The following is a 21588-nucleotide window of genomic DNA, read 5'->3' on the forward strand; positions in this document are numbered from 1 at the left end:
CAACAGCCTCTGGCCACTGCCGCATCGATATCAAGAAGGCAGATGCCTTCCAAATTCTTCCGGCAACGCCGGTTTCAAGCCCTTGAGCACTTCGGCCAGCAACGGTGCCCCCTGCGACTCCTGCCACCACGGCGCTTCTCGCAGGGGCGTGAGTCCGGCCACCACGGCCACCGCCAGCAGCAGCATCGCCCCCCGCAGCACCCCGAAAACGGCCCCCAGCGTGCGGTCCGCCGGACGCAGGCCGATGGAGTCCACCAGCTTCTTGATCAGCCAGGTCACGAACCCGCAGGCAAATACCGACGCGACAAACACCACCACGAAACCCGCCGCATAGCGCAGCGAGCCCGCCGATTCGCCCATGGGCAGCACCGCCGCCATGTCCTCGGCAAACCACTGCGCCACGAAGAACGACACCACCCACCCCAGCAGGGACAGCACCTCGAACACCAGACCGCGCCAGGCGCCAATCAGCATCGATGCCAGCAGCACCACCACGAAAATCCAGTCCAGGGCAGCCACGGATACGCTCAGCCTGCGCGCGCCTTACAGCGACAGCACGGACGCGGACAGGTCAAGAGCCTTGATCCGGGCTGCCGCCTTGTCGGCTTCGGCACGGTCGGCGAACGGCCCCACGCGAACCCGCGTGCGTTTTCCGTCCTTGGTATCCACCACCTGGGTATAGGTTTTCATGCCGGCGCGCTCCACCTTGGTGCGCGCTTCGCGGGCCTTGTCCGCGTCCGCGAAGGCACCGACCTGCACGATGAACCGGTTTTCATCGGCCTTGGCGGCAGCACCCGCGGATTCCGCCGGACGGCCTTCCAGCAAGGCACGGGCGCGCGCAGCATCGTCCGGACGCGGTGCTGCGGGCTTGTGTTCAGGCACGGGTTTGGGCTCAGGCCTGGGTTCGGGCTTTGCTTCCGGCTTGGCAGGCGTGACCGCCGCGGCCGGCCTGGATGCCGCCGGGCGCGACCCCTGCACCAGTTCCTCGCCCTCCGTCAGGCCATTGCCGGCCACGTTGCCACGTGCGGGGGGAGCCGGACGCTGGGCAGGCGCCTCCGCAGCCGTGGGTGTCGCAGGCCTGGGCGCTGGCGCTTCGGCCACGGGCCCGGGCACCACCAGGGGAGCGACCTTGTTGCGGTCCGGAATTTCGATGGGAATGTCCACCGGAATCGGGCGGGGCTGCGTGTCGAACAGCATCGGAAATCCGATCACCCCGATCAACACCAGGACGGCCGCGCCGATCAGCCGGTGGCGGGCACGCCGGCGCATCACTTCGATGCTCTCGGCCTGCGGGGTGCGCGGACGCTTGGACGGCTTTTCGGCCTGAGGTTGCTCACTGTGACCGGGCCACCGAAACTTGAAAAATGCCATGGAGTAACGACTCGTGCGGACCTTATGCGCCCAGATGTTTGGCGTGCAGGCGAGGTGTTCCATTGATCAGCACACCGCCCACCGTGTAAAACGAGCCAAAGACCACGATTCTATCAGCGGGGTCCGCCGCGGCGACTGCCGCCTGCAGGGCATCCATGGGGTCCGGGTGCAAGGTCGAGGTGACGTCGCGGCGCCCGCCCGCCACCATCTGCACGGCATTCCATTTCTGCTGCAGCACGGCGGCCGTCTCGGCCCGGGGCGTGGGCAGATTGGTGAAGTACCAGCGGTCGATCAGCGGCGCTACCTTGGCCAGCATGGGGGCCAGGTCCTTGTCGGCCATGGCCCCGAAGACCGCGTGGGTCGTGGGAAAGAAGCCCATGGCGTCCAGATTGGCCGTGAGCGCGGCCACGGAGTGCGGGTTGTGCGCCACGTCCAGCACCAGCGTGGGCTGGCCAGGCACGATCTGGAACCGTCCCGGCAACTCCACCATGGCCAGGCCATTGCGCACCGCCTGGGCCGTCACCGGCAGGCGTTCGCGCAGGGCTTCCAGCGCGGCCAGCACGCCCGATGCATTGATCAGCTGGTTCGCGCCACGCAGCGATGGATAGGCCAGCCCCGCGTAGCGGCGGCCCCGGCCGGCCCAGTTCCACTGCAGCTTGTCGCCCGAGAAATTGAAATCCTTGCCGAACCGCCACAGATCAGCCCCGATTTCGAGGGCGTGGTCGGCGATGCTCTGCGGCGCCATGGGGTCGCTCACGATCACCGGGCGCCCCGTGCGCATGATGCCGGCCTTTTCCCGGCCGATGCTCTCGCGGTCCGGCCCGAGGAACTCGGTGTGGTCGATGTCGATGCTGGTGATGACGGCGCAATCGGCATCAATGATGTTGGTGGCATCCAGCCGCCCCCCGAGGCCCACTTCAAGGATGGCCACATCCAGCCGGGAATGGCTCATCAGGCGCAGGATGGCCAGCGTGGTGAATTCGAAGTAAGTAAGGGAGACTTCATCGCCATTTTGGGTCCTGGCGCTTTCCACAGCTTCGAAATGCGCTATCAGGTCCGAAGCAGGAATGATCTCGCCATGCACACGGCACCGTTCCTCGAAATGCACGAGGTGGGGCGATGTGTACACCCCGGTGCGGTAGCCCGCCTGCAGGGCCACGGCTTCCAGCATGGCGCAGGTGGAGCCTTTTCCATTGGTGCCCGCCACGGTGACCACGGGGCAGTCGAACCGCAAGGTCATCCGGCGCGCCACTTCACGGACGCGGTCCAGGCCCATCTCGATATTGCGGGGGTGAAGCTGTTCGCAGTGGCGAAGCCAGCCTTCCAGGGTGTGGATTTTGGTATGCATACAGGGCGGGATTGTCGCCCAGGCCGCAATTGGCGGATGATGCGCGGCATGACAACCTCACACATCACCGTCTACGGCATTCCCAACTGCGACACCGTCAAGAAATCCCGCGCCTGGTTCACGGAACAGGGGCTGGACTACGCGTTCCATGATTTCAAGAAACAGGGCGTTCCCGCCGCCCGCCTCCCCGGCTGGATGTTGGCCGTCGGCTGGGAGAAGCTGGTCAATCGCCAGGGAACCACCTGGCGCAAGCTGGACTCGAACGTCCAGGCAGCCGTGCAAGGCGAAGACAGCGCCAGTGCCCTGATGCAGGCCCAGCCCAGCGTGATCAAGCGCCCGGTGGTCGAGTGGCAGCAGGGCGGCAAGACCCACATCTCGGTGGGTTTTGCCCCCGATCTGTGGCAAACCTGGATGGAACGGCCTGCGGCCGCGTGAATCAAGCGCACAGACCGGGGAAATTGCACAAATCTTTACGCAGATTTACGGCGACCAGGCCCTGGATTGACCTTGCCGGCCTAAACTTTTCCACAGTCTGGTGCGTTATGTACCGACCCGAAAGGAGTTTCTCCATGAAAAAGATCGTCATTTTTTCCGCCATGGCGGCCATCGCCACCATGGCCAGCGCGCAGGAGCAGGGCCGCGTGCTCTCCGCCACCCCCGTCGTGCAGCAGGTCGCCACGCCGCAGCAGGTGTGCGGCAATGAAACGGTGTACAGCGGCAACCGCACCAGCGGCGCTGGCGCCGTGATGGGCGCCATTGCCGGTGGCGCCGCCGGCAATGCCATCGGCAAAGGCAGCGGCCGTGCCGCCGCCACCGCCATCGGCGTGCTGGGCGGTGCCGTACTGGGCAACCAGATCGAAGGCGGACAGCCCCAGTACCAGAACGTGCAGCGTTGCACCACCGAGACGTACTACGAAAATCGCACGGTCGGCTACGACGTGGTCTATGAGTACGCCGGGCGCCAGTACACCACCCGCACCCAGACGGATCCGGGCCGCTGGATTCCCTTGAGCGTGCAGCCCGCGGGCCAGACCTACTCCACGCAGCCCGACCCGTACGCTTCGCAAGGCGTGTACAGCCAGCCTGGCGTGGTGACCTCCACCTATCCCGCGCAACCGGTGTACCAGCAGCCCACCTATGTGACGCCGCCCGTCACCGTGATCGAATACGGCTACGACAGCCGCCCGTACTACCCGCACCACCGCAATCCCTACTGGCGCTGAGCCCCTGGCGCCAGCCATCGCAAAGAGCCCTTCGGGGCTCTTTTGCTTGGGCGATCTGCGGGCGGGGGGTTTTTAGTGGGGCCCCGCCGGCCAGGCCGCCGCCCCCCTGCCCTAAAATCGCGGGTTTCCTCCAACCTTATCCAGCGCACCCATGACCACCGAAAAAATCGACGGCGTGTCCGTCACCACCCAGGCCAATGTGTACTTTGACGGCAAGTGCGTGAGCCACGGCATCACCTTCCCCGATGGCACGAAGAAGTCGGTGGGCGTGGTGCTGCCCGCAACGCTCACCTTCAACACCGGCGCGCCGGAAATCATGGAATGCGTGGCGGGCTCGTGCGAGTACAAGCTGACGGGCACCGACAACTGGGCGAAGTCCTCCGCTGGCGAGAAGTTCAGCGTGCCAGGCAACTCCAAGTTCGACATCCGCGTGACCGAGGCCTACCACTACATCTGCCATTTCGGCTGAACCGGCATTTCCATCGACAAGAACAACGGACGACCGCACATGGCCACCATTCTCCAAAACCTGCCCCTGGGGCAAAAAGTCGGCATCGCCTTCTCGGGCGGCCTGGACACCAGCGCAGCCCTGCACTGGATGAAGCTCAAGGGCGCCGTGCCCTACGCCTACACCGCCAATCTGGGCCAGCCCGACGAACCCGACTACGACGCCATCCCCCGCAAGGCGATGGAGTACGGCGCCGAGAAGGCCCGCCTGGTCGACTGCCGCACGCAGCTGGCCCACGAAGGCATCGCCGCGCTGCAGGCCGGCGCCTTCCACATCTCCACCGGTGGCCTGACCTACTTCAACACCACGCCGCTGGGCCGTGCCGTGACCGGCACCATGCTCGTGGCGGCGATGAAGGAAGACGACGTCAACATCTGGGGCGACGGCTCGACCTTCAAGGGCAACGACATCGAGCGCTTCTACCGCTACGGCCTGCTCACCAACCCCTCGCTCAAGATCTACAAGCCCTGGCTGGACCAGCTGTTCATCGACGAGCTGGGCGGCCGCGCCGAGATGTCGGCGTTCATGACCCAGGCCGGATTCGGCTACAAGATGAGCGCCGAGAAGGCCTACAGCACCGACAGCAACATGCTGGGCGCCACGCACGAGGCCAAGGACCTGGAGTTCCTGTCCAGCGGCATCCGCATCGTGAACCCCATCATGGGTGTGGCGTTCTGGAAGGACGAAGTGACCGTCAAAGCCGAGGAAGTCTCGGTGCGCTTTGAAGAAGGCCAGCCCGTGGCCCTCAACGGCGTGGAGTTCAACGACCCGGTGGAACTGATCCTCGAAGCCAACCGCATCGGCGGGCGCCACGGCCTGGGCATGAGCGACCAGATCGAGAACCGCATCATCGAAGCCAAGAGCCGCGGCATCTACGAGGCCCCGGGCCTGGCGCTGCTGCACATCGCCTACGAGCGCCTGGTGACCGGCATCCACAACGAAGACACCATCGAGCAGTACCGCATGAACGGCCTGAAGCTGGGCCGCCTGCTGTACCAGGGCCGCTGGTTCGACCCGCAGGCCATCATGCTGCGCGAGACCGCCCAGCGCTGGGTGGCGCGCGCCGTGACCGGCACCGTGACGCTGGAGCTGCGCCGTGGCAACGACTATTCGCTGCTCAACACCGAATCGCCCAACCTGACCTACGCACCCGAGCGCCTGTCGATGGAAAAGGTGGAAGACGCGCCGTTCAGCCCGCTGGACCGCATCGGCCAGCTGACCATGCGCAACCTGGACATCTCGGACACCCGCGACAAGCTGGGCGTGTACTCGCGCGCCGGCCTGCTGTCGCTGGGTGGCAATGCGGCACTGGCGCAGCTGGAAAACGACCGCAAGTGATGCTGGCAAGGGCGCGGGCGGCCGGGAGCACGCCCGCCTCCGCGCCCTGCCAAACAGGCACAAAAACATGCCCTGCCGCTGGACAGGCAAGCGCGAGATGCTATAAAATAAATAGCAAAGCCACCGATCAGGTGGCTTTTTTTATGCGGCTCCGGCTGCCGGTGTTCTGGCGGGCTCCGGGTGCCTGTGCAGAAGGCTATACCACCACGGGCTCGGGCTCCAGCCGGATGCCGAAGCGCTCGTACACGCTGGTCTGGATGGCCTTGGCCAGGGTCATCACCTCGCCGCCGGTCACGCTGTCGGCACCCCGTCCCCGGTTGACCAGCACGAGGGCCTGCTTTTCATACACGCCGGCCTTGCCGATGGACTTGCCCTTCCAGCCGCAGGCATCGATCAGCCAGCCCGCGGCCAGCTTGATGCTGCCGTCGGGCATGGGGTAGTGCACGATGCGCGGCTCGCGCGCGATGATGTCGGCGCACTGGTCCGGCGACACCGTGGGGTTCTTGAAGAAACTGCCCGCATTGCCCACCACGGCCGGATCGGGCAGCTTGGCGCGGCGGATGTCGCAGACCCAGCCGAAGATCTGCCGCGCCGTGGGATGCTCCACGCCCTCTTCCATGCGGCGGCGCTCCAGGTCGAGGTAGCCCAGCACCGGTTTCCAGGGCTTGGGCAGGCGAAAGCGCACATGGGTGATCACCGCCCGGCCTTCCAGTCCCATGCCGCGCGGCAACCCGCCCGCATCCAGTGCCTCCGACGGCGCATGCTTGAACACCGAATCCCGGTAGCCAAAGCCGCACTGGGCGGCATCCAGCGTGAACGTCCGGCCCGTGGCCAGGTCCATCGCGTCCAGCGACTCGAAGCGGTCCTGCAGTTCCACGCCATACGCGCCGATGTTCTGCACGGGCGCAGCCCCCACGGTGCCCGGGATCAGCGCCAGATTCTCCAGGCCCGCGTAGCCCTGCTCCAGCGTCCAGGCCACGCAGTCGTGCCAGACCTCGCCCGCGCCCGCCTCCACGATCCAGGCCTTGGGCGTGTCCTCCACCAGGCGCAGGCCCTTGATCTCCATCTTGAGCACGACGGGTTTCACATCGCCCGTCAGGATGATGTTGCTGCCACCGCCCAGGACGAATTTGGGCGCCGCGGCCAAAGCGGCAGCGTTCAGCACGGCCAGCACATCGGCCGCCGAGCGCACGCGCACCAGGGTTTGGGCGCGCGCAGCGATGCCAAAGGTGTTCCAGGGCTGCAAAGGGGCGTTTTTCTCGACTACCATTGGCCCGATTGTCGCACCGGGCCCTTCCGGCCCCCTGCGAATTGCACCGTTTCCCCTGAGATTGAGAGCCACCATGCCATCTTTTGACACCGTCTGCGAAGCCAACCTCGTCGAAGTGAAAAACGCGGTCGAGAACACCGCCAAGGAAATCGCCACCCGCTTCGACTTCAAGGGCACTTCGGCCAGCATCGAGATTAAGGACAAGGACATCACGCTGATCGGCGACGCCGACTTCCAGCTCACCCAGATCGAGGACGTGCTGCGCAACAAGCTCACCAAGCGCAACGTCGATGTGCGCTTTCTCGACCTGGGCGATGTCCAGAAAATGGGTGGCGACAAGGTCAAGCAGGTCATCAAGGTGCGCAACGGCATCGAGAGCGAGCTGGCCAAGAAGATCCAGAAGCTGCTCAAGGAGAGCAAGCTCAAGGTGCAGGGCGCCATCCAGGAAGACAAGGTGCGCGTGACCGGCGCCAAGCGCGACGACCTGCAGGCGGCCATGGCGCTCATCCGCAAGGACGTGACCGACGTGCCCCTGTCCTTCGACAACTTCCGCGACTGAGATGGAGCACCCCCTGAGTCGCTTCGCGCCTTCCCCCTCCAGGGGGACGACGCCCTCGCTGCGGGGCGGCCCTGGCTTGGCGTCCCTCACCTGGGCCGCGCCAGTTCCGAGGTACGGGGGAGGCGCACAGCGCCATCGACGAATGACGATCCACTCCTTTGCCCTGGCCGCGCTGGTTGCTCTGTGCTTGGCCCCGTCCTGGGCCCATGCGCAGGCGGTGGCGCTGGCGGGCATGCTGGGCAGCAAGGCCTTGCTGGTGGTGGATGCCAACCCACCGCGCGCGGTCGGGGCGGGCGATGAATACAAAGGCGTGAAGGTGATCGCCGTCACCGGGGACGAGGCCACCGTCGAAGTCAAGGGAGCGCGCCGCACCCTGCGGCTGGGCGAGGCCCCCGTGAGCGTGGGCAGCCGGGGAGGCAGCGGCAAGCGCATTGTGCTGATGGCCGACAGCCGCGGGCATTTCGTCAACAGCGGCACGATCAACGGCCGCGTGATGCAGTACATGGTCGACACGGGCGCCTCCACCGTGGCCATCGGGCGGCCCGACGCGGAACGGATGGGCCTGAACTACCAGAGCGGCCAGCCCGTGCGCATGAGCACCGCGAACGGAGTGGCGCAAGGGTGGCGCATGAAGCTCGACTCGGTGCGCATCGGCGACGTCGAGGTGTTCGGGGTCGAAGCCGTCATCACCTCGCAGGCCATGCCCTACGTGCTGCTGGGAAACAGCTTCCTGACCAAGTTCCAGATGACCCGCATCAACGACCAGATGGTGCTGGAAAAGCGCAACTGAGCCCCCGACGCGCACCGCCATGTCCGTCCACCATCACGCCGGCCACCACCATCACGCCGGCCACCACCACCACGCCGAAGGCGAATACGAGGACCTGCTGAGCCTGTGGGCGGACCTGGAATCCGCGCTGTCGGTGCTGCTGTCCCGCCCGCTGCAGGTGCAGGACTTCGCCGCCAAGGTGCGCCAGTTCGATGGCTGGCTGCAAGACCTGGTGGCGCACGATATCGACGCCGCCCTGTACCTGATGTTCCAGCTGGCCTCCACGTCCACCGTGGGCTACAGCGCCTCCCACGCCCTGGTGTGCGGCACGCTGTGCCACATCATGGCCCATGAGCTGGAGCTGCCCGCGCGCGAGCGCGACAGCCTGGTGCGCGCGGCCTTGACCATGAACATCGGCATGACCGCCCTGCAGGACGAACTGGCCGAGCAGCGCGAGCGCCCCACCACGGCCCAGCAGGAGGCCATCAAGAGCCACCCGCTGGAAAGCCAGGCACTGCTGGAGCGCCTGTTCATCAATGACGCGCTCTGGCTGGACGTGGTCGGGCAGCACCACGCCAGCATTGCCGACCGTGTGCCGCTGGCCCAGCAAGAGCCCGAAGACCGCCTCACCCGCGTCCTGAGCACCATTGACCGCTACGCGGCCATGATCAGCCCGCGCAAGTCGCGCGCCGGCCGCAGCGCGACCGATTCGGTGCGCGCCCTCGTGGGCCAGGAGGTGGACCAGCGCGACGAAGTGAGCTACACCCTGGTGCGCTCCATCGGGCTGTGCCCGCCAGGCACCTTCGTGAAGCTCGACAACGGCGAGACGGCCATCGTGCTGCGCCGCAGCGAAAAGGCCAACCACCCTTTGGTGGCAAGCCTGCTGGACCGCAGCGGCCACCACCACACCCAGCCCAGCCTGTACCAGACAGCCAGTGGAAAACCCCGCATCCAGTCCGCGCTGGCCCGCTCCGCCGTGGGGCTGGAGCTCAACCACCGCACCATGGTGCGCCTGGGACTGTATGCGGCACAGCACAGCGCGGGGCTGCGGGGACTCATCACCGGGCCAGGGTCCCTCTGACTCCGATGAAAAACCGGGTGGGGCCATGCAAAAAAAAGGCGGCTCCCGGCCGCCTTGGTGCCCGGCAGCGGCCAGCGCCGCCCGGCCTCAGCGCTTGCCGGGTGCCGCCTCGGCTCCCGGCTTGGCCTTCTTGCTGCCCAGGCGCGACTCCTTGCCTTCGATGAGCCGCTGGATGTTCTCCTTGTGGCGCCATGCCAGCAGCACGCCCATCACAACGATGGACGCGGCAATCGTGCCTTCGGCGTACCACACCACGCCATCCACCAGCAGGTAGTACACCGGAGCGAATGCCGCGGCCACCAGCGAGGCAAGCGACGAATACCGGAAGAAGAAGGCGATGATGAGCCAGGTGACGGCCGTGGCCAGCCCCAGCCAGACGCTGATGCCCAGCAGCACGCCCAGCGCCGTGGCCACGCCCTTGCCGCCCTGGAAGCGGAAGAAAACCGGCCACAGGTGGCCCAGGAAGGCGGCCAGACCCACCATGGCCACGGTGCCGTCCTCCAGCCCGTAGGGGCGGCCGAACCACATCACCAGCGCCACGGGCAGCCAGCCCTTCAGGGCGTCGAGCAGCAGCGTCACGATGGCCGCGGCCTTGCTGCCCGACCGCAGCACATTGGTCGCCCCCGGATTCTTGCTGCCATAGGTGCGCGGGTCGCTCAGTCCCATCACGCGCGTCACGATGACGGCGAAAGAGAGCGAGCCCAGCAGGTAGGCGGCCACGGCGGCGAGAACGGGATAGACGGCGGTCAAAGCAACTCCTCGGTAATCGGATGGTTCAGCCCTTGGAGGCTGTTCAATGGCTATTCATGGGCTGTTTTTCCCGGCGGCCTATTCTGCCAGCGCGCAATGCACGGGCTTCGCCCCCAGCAGTTGCACACACACCTGCGGGTCCAGCTGCACCAGAAAGCCCCTGCGCCCGCCGTTGATGGCGATGCGGGGCAAGGCGAGGATGGTCTCCTCGATGTACACCGGCATGGCGCGCCGTGTGCCGAACGGCGAAGTGCCACCCACCAGATAGCCACTGTGGCGGTTGGCCACCTCGGGGGCACAGGGCTCCACCGACTTGGCGCCGATCTGGCGTGCGAGGTTCTTGGTGGAGACCTTGCGGTTGCCGTGCATCAGCACCAGCAGCGGCTTGGCATCCTGGTCCTGCATGACCAGCGTCTTGACCACGGTGAAGGGGTCGAGCCCCAGCACCTCGGCGCTGTGCAATGCGCCTCCGTGCTCCAGATAGTCATAGGGGTGCTCGGTGAAAGCCACCTTGTTGGCCTTGAGCAACTGGGTGGCTTGGGTCTCGGAAACGTGTTCTTTCTTGGCCATGGTGCGGTGTGCGTAGGAAGCGAATGGTATCCAGTTGTGAACGCCCCTCGGCGGTCAGGGTGCGGCGGGCCGCATGGCCACCGCGGTCCTGCGCCGCCCCACCTTGCGCTTGCCGTACTGCTCGATGGCCGCCACCAGCGCCTGCGTGAACTGCTGCACCAGGGCCGACGGGACCCGCCCCTCGGCCGCCAGCACCTGCAGGCGCCGCTGCTGCAGCTGTGTTTCATCGAACGGCCTGGCCGCCAGCAGCCCGGCCTCCACCCAGCGCGCGGCCGTCAGATAGCTGGCCAGGGCCACATCCTGGCCGCCGAGCAGCGGCAGCAGCGCCGAGGAAAAATTGCTCTCCACGGCAGGCACGTAGCGCAGGCCCTGCACCGCGCAGCTCAGGTCAAACAGCTGCCGCCCGGTGATGCTGCTGGCCCCCAGCAACAGCGGGTAGCGCACTACATCGGCCACCGACACGCTGCGCTGGCGCGCGAGCGGGTGCTGCGCCGGCATGATGGCGTAGATCGGTGCAATGGCCGAATGCAGCAGCTGCAGCCCCTTCTCGGGAGCGACGCTGTATTTCAGCGCCAGGTCGACCTCGCCGCGCAGCGCCAGGGCCGACACCTCGTGCGGCACGGCCACCTGCAACTGCAGCTGCACCTGCGGGTGCGCCTGCCGGAAGGCCGACATCACCAGGGGCATGAAGGTGGCGGCGAAGCCCTCGGTGCAGGCCACGCGCACGCGCACCGCGCCTTGGGCCGACAGCCCCCGCAACTGCGCCATGAGCTCCACGGACTGCACGTCATGGGCGTTGGCATGCGCCAGCAGGCGGGTGCCCGCCTCGGTCAAGGCCATGCCGCGCGCCTGGCGCTCGAACAGCACCACCCCCAGGCTGTCCTCCAGCTTGCCAAGCTGGCGGCTCACGGCGGACGCGGCCACATGCAGACGCTGCGCCGCCTGGTTGACGGAGCCGGTGCGCGCCACTTCCAGAAAGTAGCGCAGGGGCAGGCTGAGCAGTGAAACGGGCATGGTGGGGCAATGAACAAAAAGAGAATGGTCAATTGCCAAATCTCTATCCATGGCAATGGTAAACCGGCGCCCATCTTGCATGGTTTAAGGCTCCAATTCACCCATGGCCGTGTGCCACAGCGGTGCCGCCTTCAAGGTGGCACCGCCTGCGCCACGGGCCCCACCTTCCGGAGTCCGCATGAAACGCCTTGTTCAAGCCTCTTTGCTGTCCGCCGCCCTGTCCTGCGCCGCCAGCCTCTCCCATGCCCAGGCGGCGCCCGCCGATGCGTGGCCCCAGCGCCCGGTGCGCATGGTCGTGCCCTTTCCGCCCGGCGGCGGCACGGATGCCGTGGCCCGCGCACTGGGCCAGAAGCTGTCGGTGCGCCTGGGCAAGCCCGTGGTCATCGACAACAAGCCAGGGGCCTCCACCATCATCGGGACCGAGGCCGTGGTGCGGGCTGACCCCGACGGCTACACGCTGCTGGTGTCTGGCTCCACCAGCTACACGGTGAACCCGGCCCTGCGCAGCAAGCTGCCCTACGACCCCGCCAGGGACCTGGTGCCCGTGGCCACCGTGGCCCGCGCGCCCCTGGTGCTGGTGGTCAGCGCCACCGCGCCCTACAAGGACCTGAACGCGCTGATCGCCGCCGCCAAGGCCGCGCCCAAGGGCATTCACTACGCCACGTTCGGTTCCGGCTCGGGCCCGCACCTGGCGGGGGCGCTGCTGGAGCAGGCCGCGGGCATCAAGCTGCAGGACGTGCCCTACCGGGGCAGCAGCCAGTCGCTGATGGCCCTCATCGGCGGGGAAATCCAGCTCGGCATCGACACCGTGGCCGCCGCCGCGCCGCAGGTGAAGGCCGGCAAGCTGCGCGCGCTGGCGATTGCGGGCAAATCGCGCTCGAGCATGCTGCCCGGCGTGCCCACGGTGGAAGAACTGAAGCTGCCCGATGCGGTGTTCGACGCCTGGTATGCCATTGCCGCACCCGCCAGGACACCGGCGGCCATCATCAGGAAGCTGGTGGCTGACGTGGAGGCCGTGACCCGCGACAGCGGCATGCAGGAGCAGATGCGCGCCCAGGGCATGGAACCCGTGCACCTGGGGCCCGCGGCCACGCGCGCCGTGATCGACGACGAGATCGGCCGCTACCGTGCGCTGGCCCACCGCGCGCAGATCGTGGTGGAGTGAAGCTGACACAAGGAGAACACGATGAACCGAGAGCAACTGATCCAGAACGTCCAGCGCTACTTCGACGACGGCCGCTTTGCCGGCGACCTGCGCCGCCGCGTGGCCTGGCGCACCGAGAGCGACACCGGCAAGGTGCCGCCTGAACTGCGCACCTACCTCACCGACGAAATGGTGCCGTGGCTTGCGCCCCTGGGCTTCGAATGCCAGGTGCTGGACAACCCCTCGCCCCTGGGCGGGCCCTTCCTCATCGCCCGGCGCGTGGAAGACCCGGCCCTGCCGACCGTCCTGACCTACGGGCACGGCGACGTGGTCAATGGCCAGGAGAGCAGCTGGCGCGAAGGCCTCTCGCCCTGGGAACTGACCATCGAGGGCGAGCGCTGGTATGGCCGTGGCACCGCCGACAACAAGGGCCAGCACACGGTGAGCCTGGCGGCCCTGGCCCACGCCATCGAGGCGCGCGGCGGCCGGCTGGGCTACAACGTGACCTTGATCATGGAGATGGGCGAAGAGGCCGGCTCGCCCGGCCTGGGCGCGTTCTGCGAGCAGCACAGCGACGCGCTGAAGGCCGACCTGTTCGTCGCCAGCGACGGCCCGCGCGTGAACGCGGGCCACCCCACCCTCTTCCTGGGCTCGCGCGGCGCGATCAACTTCTCGCTCACCGTGCGCAGCCGCGACAAGGCCTATCACTCGGGCAACTGGGGTGGCGTGCTGGCCAATCCGGCCACCGTGCTCACGCACGCGCTGGCCACGCTCGTCGATGCCAAAGGCCGCATCCTCGTCAAGGGCCTGCTGCCGCCCGCGGTTCCCGGCAAGCTGCGCACCGCCCTCAAGGATGTGGTGATCGGCGCAGGCGCCGACGACCCCGCGCTCACGCCCGGCTGGGGCGAGCCGGGCCTCACGCCGGCCGAGCAGTTGGTGGGCTGGAACACGCTCGAAGTGCTGGCCCTGGGCGCGGGCTCTCCCCAGCGCCCGGTCAATGCCATTCCGTCCGGTGCGGTGGCGCACTGCCAGCTGCGCTTCGTGGTGGGCACCGACTGGCGCAACGTCGAGCGCACGCTGCGCGAACACCTGGACGCCCGAGGCTTCACCGACGTGGCCATCGGCATGGGCATGGTGTGCGGCGCCACGCGGCTGGACCTGCACAACCCCTGGGTGGACTGGACGCTGGCATCGCTGCAGGCCAGCGCGGGCCAGCGCGCCACGCTGCTGCCCAACCTGGCGGGCTCGCTGCCCAACGACATCTTCGCCGACCAGCTGGGCCTGCCCACGTTGTGGGTGCCGCATTCGTACCCGGCCTGTGCCCAGCACGCGCCCAACGAGCATCTGCTGGCCTCGGTGGCGCGCGAAGGGCTGGCGGTGATGGCGGGCTTGTTCTGGGACCTGGGCGAGGCCCAAGGCGTGCCGTGGAAAGCCGGCGCGCTGAGCACACCAGAAGCCCCGGCGGCGGCGTGAGCTACTGGCCGCGACCCATTGCGCGTGGCCTGAAAAACTGGCGCGGCCCCAGGCGAGAGACACCAGGCAAGGGCCGCCCCGCAGCGAGGGTGTCGTCCCCCTTCAAGGGGGAAGGCGCCGCAGGCGACTCAGGGGGAGCCCTTACAGTGCCGGGTCGCGCACTTCCCAGCGGATCGCGTCGATCGCCTGCAGCACCTCGGGCGGCAGCTGGGTGCCCCAGGCGTTCAGGTCTTCGTCGAGCTGCGCCACCGACGTGACGCCGATGATCGTGCTGGCCACCTGCCACTTGGTGTAGCAGAACGCCAGCGCCATCTGGGTGGGCGTGAGGCCGTTGTCGCGGGCCAGTTGGTTGTATCGGCGCGCGGCGGCCAGCGCCTCGGGGCGGCCCCAGCGCTGCTTGCGCACGGATTCGTACGTGGCGATGCGCGCACCCTGCGGGGCACCCGGGCCGGTGAGGCCGCTGCCGTCGTACTTGCCCGTCAGCAGGCCAAAGCCCAGGGGCGAATACGCCAGCAGCCCGACATTCAAGCGATGGCAGGTTTCATCCAGGCCGTTTTCCCAGGTCCGGTTGATCAGGCAATACGGGTTCTGCACCGTGGCCACGCGCGCCAGGCCGTGCTGCTCGGCCAGGCGCACGAACTCGTGCACGCCATAGGGTGTTTCGTTCGACAGGCCGATGTGGCGCACCTTGCCAGCCTTGACCAGGCCCGCCAGCGCGTCGAGCTGCTCGCGGATGGGGTTCTGCGACGTTTCCTTGGCCGGGTCGTAGTACAGGTTGCCAAAGGCAGGCACGTGGCGCTCGGGCCAGTGGATCTGATAGAGATCGATCACGTCGGTCTGCAGGCGGCGCAGGCTGCCCTCGCACGACGCCACGATGTCGGCGGCGGCCATGCCCTTGCCTTCGCGCACCCAGGGCATCCCGCGCGAAGGGCCCGCCACCTTGGTGGCCACCACCAGCTTCTGGCGCGCGCCGGGGTTCCGGGCAAACCAGTTGCCGATGATGGTTTCGGTGGCGCCAAAGGTCTCGGCCCTGGCGGGCACCGAGTACATCTCGGCCGTGTCGATGAAGTTCACGCCACGGTCGAGCGAGCGCGCCAGGATGGCGTGCGAATCGGCTTCACCCACCTGCTCGCCAAAGGTCATGGTGCCCAGACAGATGGGAGTGACCTGCAGATCGCTGGTGCCGAGTTGGATTTTTTGCATGGGAAGAAGGAGTACGGGCAAACGAAGGACTGCGCAGAATAATGGATTTCGCCGTGCTCTGCAGGCCGCCTCGCCATGCCCGAAGGCCCCTGCCCCGCCATCCCGCGCGAGCTGGCTGCCGCCCTTGCCGGCGGGGCGATCGAGGGCTCCGACCACAACACGTCCATCGGCAAGGACCGTCCAGCTCCACCCGCAAGTCCACCGCATCGCCGCTGAGCCACCAGCCGCGCAGGCGACACCGAGGGCGGCAGGCATCCGGCCGCCCCATTACCATCCGGGAGCACCCGCAGGCCCTGGGCTTTGCGGGACTTTCCTGCCGCCCCACTTCGCGCCGCCGCCCATGTACACCCCGCTCAAGCCCTCCCGCAGCAGCACGCTGCCCCTGCGCCACCTGAACTACCACGTCCGCCACTGGGGGCCCGAGCAAAGCCCGCTGCCCACGCTGGTGCTGCTGCACGGCTGGATGGACGTGAGCGCGTCCTACCAGTTCACGGTGGACGCGCTGCGGCAGGAGCGCCGCATCATCGCGCCCGACTGGCGCGGCTTCGGCCTGACCTCCGCCGCCCAGGCCGACCACTACTTCTTTGCCGACTACCTGGCCGACCTGGACCTGCTGCTGGACCACTGCGCGCCCGGCGAAGCCATCGACCTCGTGGGCCACAGCATGGGCGGCAACATCGCCATGATGTACGCGGGCGTGCGGCCCGAGCGCATCCGCCGCCTCGTCAACCTGGAGGGCTTCGGCATGCCCGCCTCGCGGCCCGAGCAGGCGCCCAGGCGCTATGCGCAGTGGATCGACGAGCTCAAGCAGTTGCGCAGCGGCGAGCTGGCCCTCAAGACCTACGACAGCCAGGACGGCGTGGCCCGCCGCCTCATGAAGACCAACCCGCGCCTGTCCGAAGACAAGGCCCGGTGGCTGGCCGGCCACTGGGCCCGGCCCAACGCGCAGGGCCAGTGGGAAATCCTGGGCGACCCGGCCCACAAGATCACCAGCGCGCAGCTCTACCGGCTGGACGAGGCGCTCGCGCTGTACGGCCGCATCTCCGCGCCCGTGCTGGCCGTGGAGGCCAGCGACGACAGCCTGGGCCAGTGGTGGAAAGGCAAGTACAGCCTGGAGGAATACCACCAGCGCCTGACCCATGTGCGCGACGTGCGCACCGCCGTCGTGCAGGACGCCGGGCACATGCTGCACCACGACCAGCCCGGGCAGGTGGCACAGCTCATCGAGCAGTTTCTCGCCCCCTCCTGAGCAGCCTTCAAGCAAAAATGGCCTCCAGCGCTTATCCATCAAGCGCTGGCAGCTATCATTTTTGAAAGACCCGGCATCCGATGGCGCCACCACGGGCCAAGGCGGCCCGGGCGGGCGGCCCGCCTGGGGGCTTTGCCGGGGCGCGATGCCGTCCCATGAGAAAATCGCTGGTTATTCCACAGAACACACAGGACAAGAATCATGGACGCAGAACGCATCAACCTCATCGGCACCACCCTCGGCGACCTGGCCCTGCGCACGCAAGAGTTACGGAGGTATCTTTGACTTCGATGCCAAATTCGAACGCCTGCGCACGGTAAACGCGTCGCTGGAAGACCCTTCGGTCTGGAATGATCCCAAAAAGGCCCAGGAGCTGGGCAAGGAACAGAAGTCGCTGAACTCCGTCGTGCTCACGCTCGACAAGCTCACGCGCGAGCTGGCAGACAACACCGAGCTCTATGAAATGAGCAAGGAAGAAGGCGACGAACCCGGCCTCCTGACCATCGAGGCCGAGACGGCCAAGCTGCGCCCGCTCATCGAAGAGCTGGAGTTCCGCCGCATGTTCAGCAACGAGGCCGACCCGCTCAACTGCTTTGTGGACATCCAGGCCGGCGCCGGCGGCACCGAGGCCTGCGACTGGGCCAGCATGCTGCTGCGCCAGTACCTCAAGTACGCCGAGCGCAAGGGCTTCAAGACCACCGTCGAGGAAGAAACCCCGGGCGACGTGGCGGGCATCAAGAGCGCCACGATCAAGGTCGAGGGCGAATACGCCTACGGCCTGCTGCGCACCGAAACCGGCGTGCACCGACTGGTGCGCAAGAGCCCGTTCGACTCGTCGGGCGGCCGCCACACCAGCTTCGCCAGCCTGTTCGTCTACCCCGAGATCGATGACTCGATCCAGATCGACATCAATCCGGCCGACGTGCGCACCGACACCTACCGCGCCTCCGGCGCGGGTGGGCAGCACATCAACAAGACCGACTCGGCCGTGCGCCTCACGCACATCCCCACCGGGATCGTGGTGCAGTGCCAGGACGGCCGCAGCCAGCACGGCAACCGCGACATCGCGTGGCAGCGACTGCGCTCGCGCCTGTACGACCACGAGATGCGCAAGCGCCAGGAAGAGCAGCAAAAGCTCGAGGACACCAAGACCGACGTGGGCTGGGGCCACCAGATCCGCAGCTACGTGCTGGACAACAGCCGCATCAAGGACCTGCGCACCAACGTCGAGATCTCGGCCACGCAGAAGGTGCTGGACGGCGATCTGGACGCGTTCATCGAAGCCAGCCTGAAGCAGGGCGTGTGATGCACGCCGAGGCCATCATCTTCGACATGGACGGCACCATGATCGACTCCATGCCCTGGCACGCCAAGGCCTGGGTCGAATTCACCCGGCGCCGCGGCATGGACATCGACGTGCCCGATCTCATGGCGCGCACCACGGGCCGCAACGGCACCGAGTGCATCCGCGAGTTGCTGGGCCGCGATGTGCCGCAGGATGAGGCCGACGCGCTCACCCGCGAGAAGGAAGACATCTACCGCGAGCTGTTCGGGCCCCGCTTCACCGAAGTGGCGGGCTTTCGCCGCTTTGCCGCGCAGCTCGGCGAACGCGGCCTGAAAGTGGCCGTGGGCACCGCCGGCGATATCCACAACGTGCAGTTCGCGATGACACGCCTGGGCCTGGAGCCCGCGCCCCTGGCCATCGTGCGCGGCGACGAAGGCCTGCCCGGCAAACCCCAGCCCGCGATCTTCCTGGAGGCGGCGCGCCGCATCGGCGCCAGCCCCGCACACTGCATCGTCTTCGAGGATGCGCCTTTCGGCATCGAAGCCGCGCGCCGCGCGGGCATGCGCGCCGTGGCGATATGCAGCACGCACAGCGCGCAGGAACTGGCCGGACCCCACGTGCTGGCCGCCGTGCGCGACTACACCGAACTCATGAACACCGACTTTCTGGAGAGCCTCCATGTTGCAACTGCATAAAGCCGACGGAAGCGGAGAAGGCGCCGGCCCGGCCGTCGCCATCCGCCGCGAGGACTACACCGCGCCTGCCTACTGGATCGACAGCGTCGAGCTCACGTTCGACCTGGACCCCGCCAAGACCCGCGTGCTCAACCGCATGCTGCTGCGCCGCAACCCCGAGGTGGCCGAGCAGCCGCTCAAGCTCGACGGCGAGGACCTGAACCTGGCGCGCGTGCTGGTCAACGGCCAGGGCACCTCGTTCAAGATGGAGGGCTCGCGCCTGGTGCTGGAGAACCTGCCCACGGGCACGGACGCCTTCGCGCTCGAGATCTTCACCACCTGCTGCCCCGCCAAGAACACGCACCTGATGGGCCTGTACGTGAGCCAGGGCACGTTCTTCACGCAGTGCGAGGCCGAGGGCTTTCGCCGCATCACCTACTTCCTGGACCGCCCGGACGTGATGGCCAGCTACACCGTCACCCTGCGCGCCGACAAGGCCCAGTACCCGGTGCTGCTGTCCAACGGCAACCTGGTGGACAGCGGCGACCTGGAGGACGGCCGCCACTTCGCCAAGTGGGTGGACCCGCACAAGAAGCCCTGCTACCTGTTCGCCCTGGTGGCGGGCAAGCTGGTGGCCCGCGAGCAGAAGATCAAGAGCCGTTCGGGCACCGAGCACCTGCTGCAGGTGTACGTGCGCCCCGGCGACCTGGGCAAGACCGAACACGCCATGAATTCGCTTATGTACAGCGTGGCCTGGGACGAGGCCCGCTTCAGCCTGCCGCTGGACCTGGAGCGCTTCATGATCGTCGCCACCAGCGACTTCAACATGGGCGCCATGGAGAACAAGGGCCTGAACATCTTCAACACGAAGTACGTTCTGGCCAGCGAGGCCACGGCCACCGACACCGACTTCGCCAACATCGAAAGCGTGGTGGGCCACGAATACTTCCACAACTGGACCGGCAACCGCGTGACCTGCCGCGACTGGTTCCAGCTGAGCCTGAAGGAAGGCCTGACCGTCTTTCGCGACCAGGAATTCAGCCAGGACCTGGCGGGCAGCCCCTCGGCCCGCGCCGTCAAGCGCATCGAGGACGTGCGCGTGCTGCGCACCGCCCAGTTCCCCGAGGACGCGGGCCCCATGGCCCACCCGGTGCGCCCCGACAGCTACGTCGAGATCAACAACTTCTACACCGTCACCATCTACGAAAAGGGTGCCGAGGTGGTGCGCATGATGCACACCCTGGTGGGCCGCGACGGCTTCGCCAGGGGCATGAAGCTGTACTTCGAGCGCCACGACGGCCAGGCCGTGACCTGCGACGACTTCGCCCAGGCCATCGCCGATGCCAACCCCGCGAGCGACCTTGCACGCCTTCTGCCCCAGTTCAAGCGCTGGTACAGCCAGGCAGGCACGCCGCGCGTTCGGGCCACGGGCCGCTACGACGCCGCCACGCGCTGCTATGCGCTCACGCTGTCGCAAAGCTGCGCCCCCACGCCCGGCCAGCCCGCCAAGGAACCCTTCGTCATCCCCGTGGAGCTGGGCCTGCTCAGCGACAGCGGCGCCCCCCTGCCCCTTCACCTGGCGGGCGAAGGCGCCGCGCAGGCAGCCTCGCGCGTGGTGGTGTTGACCGAAGCCTCGCAGACGTTGACCTTCACGGACCTGGACAGCGAACCCGTGCCCTCGCTGCTGCGCAACTTCAGCGCGCCCGTGGTGCTGGACATCGACTACACCGATGCCCAGCTGCTCACCTTGCTGGCGCACGATGCCGACGCCTTCAACCGCTGGGAAGCGGGCCAGCGTCTGGCACTGCGCATTGCTATCAATACAATAGCTGACAGCGCACAACAGACAAGCGCTGGAGGCCGTTTTGATCACCAGATCCTGCCGGCCGCGTTTGTGGAAGCGATGCGCGCGGTGCTGCGCAACCCCCTGCTGGATGCAGCCTTCAAGGAACTCGTGCTCACCCTGCCGTCCGAGACCTACATCGCCGAGCAGCTCGATGTGGTGGACCCGCAGCGCATCCACGCCGTGCGCGAAGCCATGCGCGAACAGCTGGCCCTGTCGCTGCAGGCGGACTGGGAGTCGGCCTGGGAGCAGAACCAGGACACCGGCGGCTACAGCCCCGATCCTGTCTCTTCGGGCCGCCGCGCGCTCAGCGGGCTGGCGCTGCACATGCTGTGCATCGCCGCCCAGAAGACGGGCGATGCGGTCTGGCCCGGCAAGGCCTACCAGCGCTTCAAGGTGGCCAGCAACATGACGGACCGCTTCAACGCACTGACCGCCCTGGTGGCCAGCGGCAGTGAACTGGCGGCCCCTGCCCTGGCACGCTTCCATGCGCTGTTCAAGGACGAACCTCTGGTCATCGACAAGTGGTTCGCGCTGCAGGCCGGCGCGCCGGACCGTGGCGGCAACGTGCTGCCCGCCGTGCGCCAGCTCATGCAGCACCCTGACTTCAGCCTGAAGAACCCGAACCGCGCGCGCAGCGTGATCTTCAGCTACTGCAGCGCCAACCCCGGCGCCTTCCACCGCGCAGACGCGGCGGGCTACGTGTTCTGGAGCGACCGCGTGATCGAGCTGGACGCCATCAATCCCCAGGTGGCCGCACGCCTGGCCCGGGCCCTGGACCGCTGGAAGAAACTCGCAGACCCCTGGCGCACCTCCGCGCGCGAAGCCATCGCCCGTGTTGCCGCCAGGCCCGCGCTCTCCAACGACGTGCGCGAGGTCGTGACCCGTGCACTCGCCGAATAAACCACGACCAAGA

Annotated in this window: 22 protein-coding genes; 14 read left to right on the forward strand and 8 right to left on the reverse strand. The window is 67.4% G+C overall.

Annotated features, from left to right (window positions below; all coding sequences use genetic code 11):
* Positions 1-30: 30 nt before the first annotated feature.
* The 3 genes from AC07PV_RS04210 to folC are packed head-to-tail and all read right to left on the reverse strand — an operon-like array spanning position 31 to position 2719.
* On the reverse strand, positions 31-519 hold the full coding sequence (locus tag AC07PV_RS04210; RefSeq protein WP_218338765.1) for a CvpA family protein: 489 nt from the start codon (positions 517-519) through the stop codon (positions 31-33).
* Between the two features lie 24 nt (positions 520-543).
* On the reverse strand, positions 544-1371 hold the full coding sequence (locus tag AC07PV_RS04215; RefSeq protein ID WP_494597374.1) for an SPOR domain-containing protein: 828 nt from the start codon (positions 1369-1371) through the stop codon (positions 544-546).
* 22 nt (positions 1372-1393) lie between these two features.
* Positions 1394-2719: a bifunctional tetrahydrofolate synthase/dihydrofolate synthase gene (gene folC, locus AC07PV_RS04220; RefSeq protein WP_494629504.1), complete on the reverse strand. Its 1326-nt coding sequence runs from the start codon at positions 2717-2719 to the stop codon at positions 1394-1396.
* Positions 2720-2767: 48 nt separating this feature from the next.
* On the opposite strand from folC, the gene AC07PV_RS04225 reads away from it, so the two are divergent.
* From AC07PV_RS04225 to argG, 4 genes are all read left to right on the forward strand, one after another.
* A complete protein-coding gene (locus tag AC07PV_RS04225) occupies positions 2768-3154 on the forward strand; it encodes an arsenate reductase (RefSeq protein ID WP_218338767.1) in 387 nt (128 codons plus the stop codon).
* A 134-nt stretch (positions 3155-3288) separates the two neighbouring features.
* Positions 3289-3942 carry a glycine zipper 2TM domain-containing protein gene (locus AC07PV_RS04230; protein WP_218297514.1) on the forward strand — a complete coding sequence of 218 codons (654 nt, stop codon included), beginning with the start codon at positions 3289-3291 and terminating at the stop codon, positions 3940-3942.
* A gap of 151 nt (positions 3943-4093) precedes the next feature.
* Positions 4094-4411, forward strand: coding sequence for a pyrimidine/purine nucleoside phosphorylase (ppnP, locus tag AC07PV_RS04235; protein ID WP_494629506.1), 318 nt, complete (start codon positions 4094-4096; stop codon positions 4409-4411).
* A gap of 39 nt (positions 4412-4450) precedes the next feature.
* Positions 4451-5788 (forward strand): argininosuccinate synthase, encoded by a 1338-nt coding sequence (argG, locus tag AC07PV_RS04240; RefSeq protein WP_218297516.1) that lies wholly within the window; start codon positions 4451-4453, stop codon positions 5786-5788.
* A 196-nt stretch (positions 5789-5984) separates the two neighbouring features.
* Here argG and murB read toward each other — a convergent pair whose 3' ends face one another.
* Positions 5985-7058 (reverse strand): UDP-N-acetylmuramate dehydrogenase, encoded by a 1074-nt coding sequence (gene murB, locus AC07PV_RS04245; protein ID WP_494629508.1) that lies wholly within the window; start codon positions 7056-7058, stop codon positions 5985-5987.
* Between the two features lie 73 nt (positions 7059-7131).
* Between murB and AC07PV_RS04250 the strand changes: the two genes are divergently transcribed.
* The 3 genes from AC07PV_RS04250 to AC07PV_RS04260 all read left to right on the forward strand — a co-directional run bounded on the left by AC07PV_RS04250 (position 7132) and on the right by AC07PV_RS04260 (position 9467).
* Positions 7132-7617, forward strand: coding sequence for a YajQ family cyclic di-GMP-binding protein (locus AC07PV_RS04250; protein ID WP_218297518.1), 486 nt, complete (start codon positions 7132-7134; stop codon positions 7615-7617).
* A gap of 142 nt (positions 7618-7759) precedes the next feature.
* Positions 7760-8407: a retropepsin-like aspartic protease family protein gene (locus AC07PV_RS04255; RefSeq protein WP_494629510.1), complete on the forward strand. Its 648-nt coding sequence runs from the start codon at positions 7760-7762 to the stop codon at positions 8405-8407.
* A 19-nt stretch (positions 8408-8426) separates the two neighbouring features.
* Positions 8427-9467: an HD-GYP domain-containing protein gene (locus tag AC07PV_RS04260; RefSeq protein ID WP_492255222.1), complete on the forward strand. Its 1041-nt coding sequence runs from the start codon at positions 8427-8429 to the stop codon at positions 9465-9467.
* Positions 9468-9554: 87 nt separating this feature from the next.
* On the opposite strand, the gene plsY is transcribed toward AC07PV_RS04260, so the two are convergent.
* The 3 genes from plsY to AC07PV_RS04275 form a co-directional block, all read right to left on the reverse strand.
* On the reverse strand, positions 9555-10217 hold the full coding sequence (gene plsY, locus AC07PV_RS04265; RefSeq protein ID WP_218297521.1) for a glycerol-3-phosphate 1-O-acyltransferase PlsY: 663 nt from the start codon (positions 10215-10217) through the stop codon (positions 9555-9557).
* 78 nt (positions 10218-10295) lie between these two features.
* Positions 10296-10787 carry an aminoacyl-tRNA deacylase gene (locus AC07PV_RS04270; protein ID WP_218338770.1) on the reverse strand — a complete coding sequence of 164 codons (492 nt, stop codon included), beginning with the start codon at positions 10785-10787 and terminating at the stop codon, positions 10296-10298.
* A gap of 54 nt (positions 10788-10841) precedes the next feature.
* The gene (locus tag AC07PV_RS04275) at positions 10842-11801 is read right to left on the reverse strand and encodes a LysR family transcriptional regulator (RefSeq protein ID WP_218338771.1); all 960 of its coding nucleotides are present in this window, start codon (positions 11799-11801) and stop codon (positions 10842-10844) included.
* Between the two features lie 178 nt (positions 11802-11979).
* Here AC07PV_RS04275 and AC07PV_RS04280 point away from each other — a divergent pair, with 178 nt between their 5' ends.
* Positions 11980-12966 carry a Bug family tripartite tricarboxylate transporter substrate binding protein gene (locus tag AC07PV_RS04280; protein WP_218297524.1) on the forward strand — a complete coding sequence of 329 codons (987 nt, stop codon included), beginning with the start codon at positions 11980-11982 and terminating at the stop codon, positions 12964-12966.
* Positions 12967-12987: 21 nt separating this feature from the next.
* A complete protein-coding gene (locus AC07PV_RS04285; RefSeq protein ID WP_494629513.1) occupies positions 12988-14418 on the forward strand; it encodes a M20 family metallopeptidase in 1431 nt (476 codons plus the stop codon).
* Positions 14419-14559: 141 nt separating this feature from the next.
* On the opposite strand, the gene AC07PV_RS04290 is transcribed toward AC07PV_RS04285, so the two are convergent.
* Positions 14560-15621, reverse strand: a complete 1062-nt coding sequence (locus tag AC07PV_RS04290) for an aldo/keto reductase (protein ID WP_494629515.1) — start codon at positions 15619-15621, stop codon at positions 14560-14562.
* Positions 15622-15696: 75 nt separating this feature from the next.
* Here AC07PV_RS04290 and AC07PV_RS04295 point away from each other — a divergent pair, with 75 nt between their 5' ends.
* The 5 genes from AC07PV_RS04295 (at position 15697) to pepN (ending at position 21575) form a co-directional block, all read left to right on the forward strand.
* A complete protein-coding gene (locus AC07PV_RS04295) occupies positions 15697-15837 on the forward strand; it encodes a hypothetical protein (protein WP_492807612.1) in 141 nt (46 codons plus the stop codon).
* Between the two features lie 124 nt (positions 15838-15961).
* On the forward strand, positions 15962-16870 hold the full coding sequence (locus AC07PV_RS04300) for an alpha/beta fold hydrolase (protein ID WP_492807614.1): 909 nt from the start codon (positions 15962-15964) through the stop codon (positions 16868-16870).
* A 201-nt stretch (positions 16871-17071) separates the two neighbouring features.
* Positions 17072-18176, forward strand: a protein-coding gene (gene prfB / locus AC07PV_RS04305; RefSeq protein WP_218297528.1) for a peptide chain release factor 2 whose coding sequence is annotated in 2 segments (ribosomal slippage) — positions 17072-17152 and positions 17154-18176 — 1104 coding nt in all. Because the reading frame shifts where the segments join, the coding sequence is not laid out codon by codon here.
* Positions 18176-18850 (forward strand): HAD family hydrolase, encoded by a 675-nt coding sequence (locus AC07PV_RS04310; RefSeq protein WP_218297529.1) that lies wholly within the window; start codon positions 18176-18178, stop codon positions 18848-18850. The genes prfB and AC07PV_RS04310 overlap by 1 nt, the downstream gene beginning before the upstream one ends.
* Positions 18834-21575 (forward strand): aminopeptidase N, encoded by a 2742-nt coding sequence (gene pepN / locus AC07PV_RS04315; protein ID WP_494629517.1) that lies wholly within the window; start codon positions 18834-18836, stop codon positions 21573-21575. Before AC07PV_RS04310 ends, pepN begins: the two co-directional genes overlap by 17 nt.
* Positions 21576-21588: the final 13 nt, after the last annotated feature.

It is taken from the genome of Acidovorax sp. GW821-FHT09A11 (genome assembly GCF_059418365.1).